Origin of the sequence: Collinsella sp. TM10-22 (genome assembly GCF_003466125.1) — a bacterium.
Lineage (GTDB): Bacteria > Actinomycetota > Coriobacteriia > Coriobacteriales > Coriobacteriaceae > Collinsella.
The window spans coordinates 422,104-432,732 of the sequence record NZ_QSOC01000001.1; the positions used below are offsets into that span (position 1 = coordinate 422,104).

7 protein-coding genes are annotated in these 10,629 nt (G+C 48.0%); 3 read left to right on the top strand and 4 right to left on the bottom strand.

Annotated elements, in window-relative coordinates; all coding sequences use genetic code 11:
* Nucleotides 1-3: 3 nt before the first annotated feature.
* The gene (locus tag DXD94_RS01980) at nucleotides 4-936 is read left to right on the top strand and encodes a capsular polysaccharide synthesis protein (RefSeq protein WP_117763057.1); all 933 of its coding nucleotides are present in this window, start codon (nucleotides 4-6) and stop codon (nucleotides 934-936) included.
* A gap of 73 nt (nucleotides 937-1,009) precedes the next feature.
* Here DXD94_RS01980 and DXD94_RS01985 read toward each other — a convergent pair whose 3' ends face one another.
* From DXD94_RS01985 to DXD94_RS01995, 3 genes are read right to left on the bottom strand one after another with little or no spacing between them, the layout of a single operon-like run.
* Nucleotides 1,010-2,242, bottom strand: a complete 1,233-nt coding sequence (locus DXD94_RS01985) for a lipopolysaccharide biosynthesis protein (RefSeq protein ID WP_117763058.1) — start codon at nucleotides 2,240-2,242, stop codon at nucleotides 1,010-1,012.
* A complete protein-coding gene (locus DXD94_RS01990; RefSeq protein ID WP_117763059.1) occupies nucleotides 2,242-3,096 on the bottom strand; it encodes a phosphorylcholine transferase LicD in 855 nt (284 codons plus the stop codon). Before DXD94_RS01990 ends, DXD94_RS01985 begins: the two co-directional genes overlap by 1 nt.
* A gap of 43 nt (nucleotides 3,097-3,139) precedes the next feature.
* Nucleotides 3,140-5,311: an NlpC/P60 family protein gene (locus DXD94_RS01995; RefSeq protein WP_117763060.1), complete on the bottom strand. Its 2,172-nt coding sequence runs from the start codon at nucleotides 5,309-5,311 to the stop codon at nucleotides 3,140-3,142.
* A gap of 165 nt (nucleotides 5,312-5,476) precedes the next feature.
* Between DXD94_RS01995 and DXD94_RS02000 the strand changes: the two genes are divergently transcribed.
* Nucleotides 5,477-7,249, top strand: coding sequence for a phosphotransferase (locus tag DXD94_RS02000; RefSeq protein ID WP_199568334.1), 1,773 nt, complete (start codon nucleotides 5,477-5,479; stop codon nucleotides 7,247-7,249).
* Between the two features lie 2 nt (nucleotides 7,250-7,251).
* The gene (locus tag DXD94_RS02005; protein WP_117763061.1) at nucleotides 7,252-8,193 is read left to right on the top strand and encodes a DMT family transporter; all 942 of its coding nucleotides are present in this window, start codon (nucleotides 7,252-7,254) and stop codon (nucleotides 8,191-8,193) included.
* Between the two features lie 64 nt (nucleotides 8,194-8,257).
* Here DXD94_RS02005 and DXD94_RS02010 read toward each other — a convergent pair whose 3' ends face one another.
* Nucleotides 8,258-10,411 carry a C39 family peptidase gene (locus tag DXD94_RS02010; protein WP_117763062.1) on the bottom strand — a complete coding sequence of 718 codons (2,154 nt, stop codon included), beginning with the start codon at nucleotides 10,409-10,411 and terminating at the stop codon, nucleotides 8,258-8,260.
* Nucleotides 10,412-10,629: the final 218 nt, after the last annotated feature.

The window sequence follows — 10,629 nt, forward strand, 5'->3', positions numbered from 1 at the left end:
CAGATGAAAGCCATTGCCGATGCTGAAAAACAGCGACTTATAAAGCAAATCATTCGCGAAGGTTTGCTGCCCAACATCGCCCTTTCCCTTATAGCAACGGGACTGAGCGATAAAGGATTGGAGATCGCCCAGCTAACCCTCTACAACCGAATGATTCATAAATTTCGGAGACAAATTTTGCCTAACATTGAACAAGTTAAAGCGAACGTGGAGAAACGTTTTGCAACGTCTACCGTTAAACAGTCAGATACGATATGGGTTTTGTGGTTCCAAGGAATTGAAAATGCGCCTGAAGTCGTAAAAAAATGTTACGAATCTCTATTGAAATATTGCCCCCAGAAAAAGATCGTTCTCTTATCTGAAGAAAATCTAAATAACTACATTTCATTGCCAAAATACGTAGAAGATAAATATCAACAGGGCATTATCTCAAGGACGCACTATTCGGATATTGTTCGCACAAATCTCCTTACAACCTATGGCGGAACGTGGATTGATTCGACCGTATTACTTACTGCACAACCAGATTCATTTTATTTTGATTCAGACCTCTTTTTGTTTCAGACACTGTCGCCGGGAAGCAGCGGGCAAGCAATTCCTTTTTCAAGCTGGTTTATTACGGCACAAAAACCCAACCGTATTCTTTTAATGACAGAGGAGCTTCTCTATCAATACTGGAAAAACAATAACCGACTCATGGACTACTTCACTTATCACTATTTTTTGAAAATCGCATCCGAATACTACCCTGACGAGTATTCATTGATTCCACCGGTATCCAACGAGACACCGCAATTGCTCCTTAATAGGCTTGACAATCCTTATTCGGAACCGCAATGGGAGTTCATTAAATCCCAATCCCCTATCCATAAGGTGACTTATAAAAACACTCCGCTAAATAAAGGCACCTATTATCAAGCCATTTTTAAGAACTAAACAGTGTCAGATAATTAGTTCACGGCATGCCCAGTTTGAATGGGCATGCCGTGAACTTCAGACTCGGAGCAACCTAATTTGATTTATTACTAAAAAGGGAATAACAAAGTAACAGACACAGGAAGGCCATTGTAAGCAGGTAGGACATTCCAGCACCCAAAACACCTAATGCGGAGACAATCGGAACAGAAACTAGCAGGGCAAGTAGACCGGCAGCAACATAAGAGATCAGAATAGCCCTTTGGCACCTCATAGTTACAAGTCCATAATACAAAACAGTGCAGACAACGTTAAACGCACCAGCAATCAGCAAAACAATCAGGGAATCGAGATACGGACTCAGGTCAACGAGATAAATAGCTGACAATATAGGCAGTCCTATAAAACCAGCAACAATTACTATCGGAACTGATACTAATGCTGACCCAATAACACCTTTCTTTATTAATGATATAAAACCATTCCATCCTTGCTCGGCAAAGGTATCAGCGAGTGTTGATAACATCGGCTGGAATACAAAACCACCAATTAAATTAATGACCATTGAAGGCATTACGAGAATCGAATAAATCGTAAGTGCTTCCATAGAAAGCGCCCGTTCAACGGCAAACTTTGAAGCATTTGCCAAATAACTCGACAAGAATGCAGAAATGAACAGCGGAAAACAAATGGAAAACAGCTTAAGAATTTGTTGTTTTGAAAAGCGCAGCTCAACATTGAATACCGATTTTGAGATAGGGATGTTTAACAGCAGCACTGAAACGAACGTGATTGCACTAGTAACTATCGCCGTTAGCAACAGATTGCCGGTTCCCGCAAACACCACACAGAATACGACTGTGGTAATGCAGACACGAATGCAATACGAACGTGCCCCCAAATCAAGTCTGCCCAAACGCTGAAGCTGCCCCTGGTATACATCCTCATATGCATCAGCCAGTCGTAATCCAGCAATTAGAAATAAAGCCAAAGTATCACCGGAAAGGCCAGAAGAGCCCACGCATTGAATTAGTATTGCCACGACCATTGCAAGACAGGTAATTAAGCGGGCTGAATGATATGTTTGAAATGAAAACTGCCCTTTAGTGTCGGTTACCTGAAATACTCGCGTTTCGAAAGCCCCTAGTGGGCGGTACTGCTGCCCTATCGCGTAGGCAAGCGAAAAGAGACCACCAACATAGGCATTTGATAAGCGTGTAATTATCGCAAGTAATAAAACCCCCTGAAGTGCGTTAATGATGCTTCCGAGCGTATTCCAAAAAAAACCGCTCAAGATTAAGCTGCGTTCTTCCTTATTGACCTGCATTAATATGATCCAAAATCTAACGCTACAGGGTAGTGATTCTTTCTTTGTTCCATAGGAGGCAGCTCCATATACGCACCGTATTGACGCGTAAGCAAGCCATCCCAATCATGAGGAATCTTGACGGTAAAGTCATCAAAGGGAGATTCCAATAACGGATAGATCTCATCGGAAGTGGCTGACCACTTCATAGGATGCCTATCGGAAAAATCTGTGACGAGCTGACAGTCTTCATTTTTTGCCAACATTGCACAGCGCTCCCAATTCTTCTGAATCCATCGTGGTGAAATGTGAAATAACTTGAGTCCCTTATGTGCTACACCGCATACAAAATAGATAGCATCCTTCTTAAGTCCATCAAAAGGCAAATATGGTTTTGGAGTTGCCGAAAGAAACCCTAAACGGCCCCAAAACCAAGTTCCAACCAGCTGATGCATCCTTCGAATTGGATTATTGGAAACTTTATCCAACGGGAAAATATCAATACCTATAGAACGAGTCCATTTACAGTGCTCAAAGAAATCAGGCACATTCACTGTGCCCACAAGGGCAAGGTATGAAAACGGCGAAGGGTAGAATTCCTGAGTTCGCGCGTTATCGATTCTGTACTTATCTCCTAGAATCGAAAGACCTTTAGATAGGAACTTCTCGTAATCATCGCGCGGCATAGCAACATCCACGTCGTCGTCCCATGGAATAAAGCCCTGATGGCGTACGGCGCCGATGCAAGTACCGCCGTACGCATAATAATCAAGATCGAGTTCGTCACATGCATGGATAAAATCCTTCAGAACATGCTCGATAGTTCGTTGAAGCCGCTTGAGCTCATTTATATCTTCATATTCCCTAAATGCCATAAAGCACTTTACCTTTCCTGTTACAAATCTTGCAACGAAGTAATTACACAAATGGACGGGCTGCGCCGATCACATTACCCCTTGCGCTAATGGGATGAATTCCGACGCCCTGATGAGGCCAGGAGTCAATCATCATACCGCCGCCAAGTGCAATTGCGATATGCCCGCGATAATAAATCACATCGCCACGCTGAATTGAGTTCGTACTCACGGGCATAAAGATATTACTTCGATACCAATTCATGGAATTGTAGGTTTGGCTTGGATCCCAGCGATGGTTATAAGGGTTGTAAACACCCATATCCATGCCAGTAGCATAAAGGCACTGCAAGACAAAACCAGAGCAATCAACAGCTCCACCGGGAGCGGTAGACCAAGGCTCAATATATTGCGTACCGATATACTCATAGGCGCGCTGGATAAAGGCGTTCACGCAATCTTCCCGCGTTGCTTCGACAGAAATGCGAGAAGGGGTCACATAGGTAAAGTATCCGGTGCAATAGCTAGGCAGCTGAACAGTCCAAGAGCTGACCTGAGGATACTGCGGAGGATTTTGCCAGCCAACTTTGTCACACTGGCCATCGCTCCAGAAAATTCGGCGAACGCCATCGATGGTCCTTGCGCCCGTTGCCATAGCGCCGCTGCCGTCTAACCAATACCACTTACCCGAATCTTTAAGCCAGCCAACATGCATGCTTCCATTGGACTCAAGGTAATACCATGTTCCATTCAGGCATTTCCAACCAGTTGCCATTTTTCCGTCGGCGTTTAGGTAATACCATGCACCGCCAGTAAAAACCCATCCGGTCTTCATCACGCCAGAATCGGCATCAAGCCAATACCAATCGCCGTCAATCTGTAGCCATCCAAGATGAATGGCACCCGTTCCGGGCTCAGCGTAAAATCTAAGATTTGCGACATTAACCCAACCGGACGCAACCTGCCAACCATCAGCTCCAGCGATTTTTAGGATAGTGCCGTTTTCGCGAATCACATCCTTGCAAAGATATCCATTATCATCGGCGTATCTTTGAACGCCGTCATTAACGGTAACCCAGCTTGAAACCACAAGCCTACCGCTCTGGTTTGCAAAACAATCGTTGCCGCCCACCTCAAATAAGCCCGTTTTCATGAGATGGCTAACAGGGTCCAGGTAATACCAGCTCGCGCCTTCTTTATACCAGCCAGAAATAAGTGCACCAGATTGGGAGGCGAAATACCAGCCGTCCTCGACCTGGGCCCAACCAACAGCCATGGCCCCATTAGACCTTAAATAATAAGTTGCATTGCCAAGATCTAAATACCCAACGAACATTTTACCGTCGGAAGCTGGGTCGAGATAATACCAAGCGCCGTTAACGAGTTTCCAGCCAGTAGCCGCAATACCGTTAGAGCAATAATACCAATCTGATCCATCCTTGTACCATCCATTTGCAAGGCCATAGTCACCAAAAATGTAGGTACATCCATTGATCTTTTGACGACCCTTGAACATGATGAACGTCTGTGAGTCAAAATAATAGCGAGCCCCACCTATCGTCTGCCATGACGAAGCAAGGGCACCCGATGAATAAGCCCAGTACCAATTCCCGTCAACGAGAATCCAGCCGGTTTTCATAGCTCCAGAGGCATCTAAATAGTATTTCCCGCTCCCGAGGTCGACAAAACCAACCTGCATTACATGGGTGGCAGGATCCAGGTAATACCATGTGCCGTTTTGGTAAAACCAACCAGCAGCTAAATCGCCTCCAGCATTGGCATAAAAACATTTTCCATCTGAGTTGCGTAGCCAGCAGTTCTGATATAGCGCGCCAAAAGGCGTTGCGGCATTACCGTCGTTCGCATAAAACGAAGTAGTTGATCCGCCAGCATCGGTCACATTGAAATAACCTGTCTGCATTGCACCATCATTGGCAGGATCTAGCCAATACCAATAGCCCCCGCTTTGCAGCCAGCCAGTTTGGTGTTTACCGTTTTTTCCGTAATACCAAACTCCAGACGACTCGTCTCGTTGCCAGCCATCTTTTATGACGGAAGAATTATCAGGTTGCAAATCATCGGAAACCACAGAAGAAAAATCCGCTTTTGACTCAATACTCTGAGCCTCAACGGAATCCTGTGCAAACGCGACATTCGCACTCAGGGGCAAGCAGCAAGCAGTGATTAATGACGCAGCAGCACAAACAAGCGTGGCCTTCTTTTCGAATCGATACATAAGCGACCCTCCCAGATATCTCGTTTATCTATTTTAATCCACATTCCAAAATTGATTTTCGTTACTGTCTGTTCAGTCTGTGTAGATAAATATATTAAATTGAACATATCGTTCAATCATTCTATTCTCTTCCTAAGTAATGAACATCTTAATTGGAGGCCTGTAGTGGAACTGACCAAGCGTAACTTTACAGTTCTGTACGAATACCTAAAGAACCCATATGCCAGCCAGCGAGAAGTTGCCGAGCGGACTGGCCTTTCACTTGGATCAGTAAACGCAGCAAATAAAGAGCTCACGAATGAGGGCCTTCTCGAATCGGACAGCCTAACCGACAGCGGTTACGAAGCGCTTCATCCCTATAAGGTTGAAAACGCAGTGATATTGGCTGCAGGGCTTTCGAGCCGCTTTGCTCCCATTTCGTATGAAAAGCCCAAAGGCCTTTTAAAAGTACGTGGTGAGATTCTCATTGAGCGTCAGATTAGGCAGCTGCAAGACGCGGGTATCAGCAATATCACCGTCGTTGTCGGCTATAAAAAAGAGTATTTCTTCTATCTTGAAAGCAAGTTCGGCGTTTCTATTGTCGTCAACAACGAATACGCATCCAAAAATAACCACGCATCGCTTATGTGCGTAAAAGAGCGGCTTGGCAACACCTACATTTGCTCAAGCGATGATTACCTTCTAAACAATCCGTTTGAAGCATATGTTTGGAAAGCATTTTATTCTGCTCAATATGCTGAAGGCGCCACCAAAGAATGGTGCATTCAAACGGGAGCAATGGATAGAATCACCAATGTTACGATTGGCGGTTCCGATGCATGGTATATGCTCGGACATGTTTACTTTGATAAAGCGTTCTCGCTTGCGTTTAAGCAGATTCTTGAAACGGAATATAACAAGCCCGAAACAACGGACAAGCTTTGGGAAGATCTGTATATCGAGCACATCAAGGAGCTCGATATGGCGATCAAGAAGTATCCTGAGGGCGAGATCAACGAATTCGATTCTCTTGATGAGCTGCGTGCCTTTGATCCGCATTTTATCGAAAACGTTGACTCCGATATTTTCGATAACATCGAGCAAGTGCTCGGCTGTTCCAAATCAGAGATTCACGACGTTTATCCCCTTAAACAAGGCCTTACGAACCTGTCGTGCCACTTTAGAACCAATGATGGAGAGTACGTTTACCGCCATCCGGGAGTCGGAACCGAACTGCTTATTAACAGAAATGGAGAAGTAGCCGCACTTAAAAAGGCCAAGGAACTCGGCCTTGACGATACGTTTATTCATGAGGACCCAAAGCGCGGTTGGAAAATTTCGAAGTTTGTACCCAACGCAAAGCAGCCTGATCCACATGATGCTGCCCAAATGAATCGAATGATGCAGATGTGTCGTTCGCTTCACGAGAGCGGTGCAAATGTCGAAACCGAATTTGACTTCTACCTCGAAGCGAAGCGCTACGAATCACTTCTTCTGGAAAAAGGCCCCATCGACATTCCAGGCTACAGGGAAATGGCCGCCGAAATCGATGAATTGGAGCACTTTGTTCAGGCCGACAATGCACCAAAATGCCTTTGTCACAATGACTTCTTCTACCTCAATTTTCTTATCGATGAAAACGACAAGTACTATCTCATTGACTGGGAATATGCTGGCATGAGCGATTACGCGAACGATTTTGGAACGTGCAGTGTCTGCTGCGAGCTTTCCGAAGATGAAGTCGACCGCGCGCTTGATGCATATTTTGGGCGCAAGGCAACTAACAACGAAGTTGCGCATAACTATGCGCACATTGCCCTTGCAGGATGGTGCTGGTACCTCTGGTCTCTTCTGAAAGAAGCCGAAGGCGATTTCGTGGGTGAATGGCTCTATATCTACTTTAATTACGGTGCCAAATACCTCAAAAAAGCACTGGAGATCTATCGGAAAGGTGAGTAACGATGCAATTCGGCTTTTTTAGCGGCCTTCTTTGGGGCCTTGATACAGTAATTCTTGGAATCGGCTTGGCACTCGCGCCCTATATTGGATCGGCGGAAGCGCTTGCATGCGCCTCCATTGCGGGATCTTTTCTCCATGATGCCTTCTGTGCAATCTGGCTCTTTGGATACATGGGAGTTCGAGGCAGATTAAAAGACACGCTCGCTGCACTTAAAACTCGTTCTGGCAAGGTCGTCATCGCCGGCGCGCTGCTCGGTGGACCCATCGGAATGACCGGATACGTATTGGCGATTAATAATATCGGAGCAGCCTACACGGCAATTATCTCCGCCTTCTATCCCGCAGTCGGAGCATTCCTTTCATTCGTGCTGCTGAAGGAGAAAATGGGCAAAGGTCAGATTCTTTCCCTTCTTGTTGCCCTTTGCGGCGTAATGACGATGGGCTATCTATCGGCCGGATCGAGCGAGATTGCAAATGCCCCTCTCGGCTTACTCGGCGCGGTGCTTGCCGTTATTGGATGGGGATCCGAAGCGGTGCTGTGCGCATGGGGAATGAAAGATGATGCCGTTGATGACGAAACGGCTTTGCAAATCCGCGAAACTACAAGTGCGCTTGTTTATGGAGTGCTTGTACTTCCCCTCTTCGGAGCATGGCATTTCACGCTGGGCGCAATCCCGAGCATGCCCACATTAATTATTGCACTCGCCGGGCTCGCAGGAACTGCATCCTATCTGTTCTATTACAAGGGCATTGCGGCAATCGGAGCAGCGCGTGCGATGGCTCTGAATATCTCCTATTCGGCATGGTCGGTGGTCTTTGGCCTGATCTTGCTTGGAACAATTCCCGACGTGGCATCCGTAATCTGCTGCGTTGTAATTGTGTGCGGAACAGTTTTGGCAGCTAGTAACTGGAACGAACTATTTGGACGTAATAGGACAGCGTAGCTTGATTAAAAATGTAGTAAAAAGGGGAGAGCTCGTCGAGCTCTCCCCTTTTTTAACATCATGGCTATTCAATTACCACGGCCTGGCTATCCATCTGTTGCCACGTACCGAAGAACACCTGGGCATTTCGCGTAACATTGCCGTTAATCGAATCCGAAAGATAGACAATTCCCTGCTCGTCATCATAGCCTTTAAGGACTACGGCATGATTACCGCCCCACAGGCCATAGGAATGCCCGTTATACCAGCGCGCAGCATAACGGCCTCCTGGCCAACTTCCCCACTCGGTATTCCACATCTCAACAGGTTGACCACAGGCCAGTCTGTTCTTAATGGAAGAAATTGACGAGAAAGAGACGTCTTTTGCCTGCTTGCCACTTCCAGCAGCACGCAGAAAGTTATTACCAGCAATAGTAATCGCAGGGGCGACGCATCCCATGAGACCCCCGCTACTACGCCTTGGGTTGCCATCAAAGGCGGTAACAAAGTTGCCGTTGCTTCCCTTGGGCAAGTAATAATCCGCAACAATCGTCTTACCTAAACCGAAACCATAGTAGTTAAGCAAGTTTGTAAGGGCAACCGACTCACAGCCAGTAGGAAGTTCCGGGTACTGCGAATAGCACGGGACATCGACCCAAGCGCCAACCATTGCGCCGGATGGACTGAACTTGTAGTCAGTAGAGCCGATCCAATACCAACCGTTGCTCAACATTACTCCCCCACGTGCGGCATCAAGGTAATACCATGTGCCCCCAAGGGAAAGCCATCCCGTTTTCATTGTGCCAGAAGAGGAATCTAGCCAGAACCAGTTACCGCCATCGTTAAGCCAGCCGGTCGCCATTCGACCATCCGAGTTAAAGTAGTACCAAGACCCAGCTATTTGCTGCCATCCAGTCAGAATTACCCCATTAGCAGAACAATAATATCGAGAACCCTGACTCTCAATCCAGCCCGTTCTAACATTCCCGCCATCGTCAATCAGCTGAATTCCTGAATCGGTCATGATGCCTTTAAGGTCAATTGCACCGCTGGATGAAGAATGATACATCCAGGACCCATCACCGTTTGACCAGCAATTAGCCATCATCTTGCCGGAACTATTAAATATGTATTCACATGATCCAATAGTTTGGACACCCGTAGCCATGACGTACGTCGAGGGATCGAGCCAGTACCACGTACCGTTTAGGTTGAGCCAGCCGGAGGCGAGGGCGCCGGAGCCAGTCGCGTAGTACCAGGTTCCGCCATCGAGCACCCAGCCGGTCGCCATGGCGCCGGAGGCGTTGAACCAGTACGCTGCGCCGTTACACACATGGAGGCCCGTCGCCATGGCGCCGCCCGCCTCGGGATCGAGCCAATACCAGGAACCGCCGGTGCGAATCCAGCCGGTCGAGGCGATACCGTCAGCGAACCAGTACCAAGAGCCGTCGACGAGGCCCCAGCCGTTAAGGGGGCCGCAGCTGCCGAAGTAGCGGCGGACGCCCTGCGCGTCCGTCTGGTAGCCCGTCAGCATGGCCCCGGTCTCAATGTCGAAGCAATAGGGCACGCCACCAACAGAAATAGGACCGCGTGCGAGCACGCCGCCCTCCCCGGCGTAGTACCAGCTGCCGCCGTCGCGGACCCAGCCGAGCGCCATGGCGCCGCCGTTTGATGGGTCGAGCCAGAAGGCGTTGTCGCCCAGCCTGAGCATGCCAGTGGCCATGGCGTGGGTCTCCGGGTCGAGCCAGAACCAGTTCGAGCCGAGGTGGAGCCAGCCCGACGCGAGCGCGCCGCCCTCCCCGGCGTAGTACCAGCTGCCGCCGTCGCGGACCCAGCCGAGCGCCATGGCGCCGCCGTTTGATGGGTCGAGCCAGAAGGCGTTGTCGCCCAGCCTGAGCATGCCAGTGGCCATTACACGGGTCTCCGGGTCGAACCAGAACCAGGCACCGTTAGTGTCAAGCCAGCCAGAATGCAGCGATACCGGATTGATAGAATCCGCATAGAACCAACTACCATTAACTATATTCCAGCCCACCTTCCACTCAATAGACCCTTGGGCGAGTTCTTCACCGATTGAATCGGAAGAATTAAAGGCCGAAGACGAAGATTGCTGCTCAGTAACATCAGGAATAGAGGGACTTACGACGCCCTCGCTCGTGGCATCAGCTGCACCGGGGCCAACAAACAACAGAGCAGATAGAATGAGTAGGATTAATATAGCCCGCTTATTTTTTGACATGCACAGCCCCCAGATATCGCTAATTCATACTTCACCATAGTCCACAATTGGATAGGTCAACGCAATATGTAATTAGAAAAAAGCAATTAAAGAAGCACTACTAACCAAGCAAGACACCGTTATCGGAAAAGGAGCAATGACAACCGTTGATTTCTAAAGTGCCGATGGCCATTACACGGGTCTCCGGGTCGAGCCAGAACCAGTTCGAGCCGAGGTGG

What these genes read in the sequence shown, in the direction of transcription:
- DXD94_RS02010 (WP_117763062.1), bottom strand. Translation starts at nt 10,411, where the DNA reads ATGTCAAAAAATAAGCGGGCTATATTAATCCTACTCATTCTATCTGCT.
- DXD94_RS01995 (WP_117763060.1), bottom strand. Translation starts at nt 5,311, where the DNA reads ATGTATCGATTCGAAAAGAAGGCCACGCTTGTTTGTGCTGCTGCGTCA.
- DXD94_RS01980 (WP_117763057.1), top strand. Translation starts at nt 4, where the DNA reads ATGAAAGCCATTGCCGATGCTGAAAAACAGCGACTTATAAAGCAAATC.
- DXD94_RS02005 (WP_117763061.1), top strand. Translation starts at nt 7,252, where the DNA reads ATGCAATTCGGCTTTTTTAGCGGCCTTCTTTGGGGCCTTGATACAGTA.
- DXD94_RS01990 (WP_117763059.1), bottom strand. Translation starts at nt 3,096, where the DNA reads ATGGCATTTAGGGAATATGAAGATATAAATGAGCTCAAGCGGCTTCAA.
- DXD94_RS01985 (WP_117763058.1), bottom strand. Translation starts at nt 2,242, where the DNA reads ATGCAGGTCAATAAGGAAGAACGCAGCTTAATCTTGAGCGGTTTTTTT.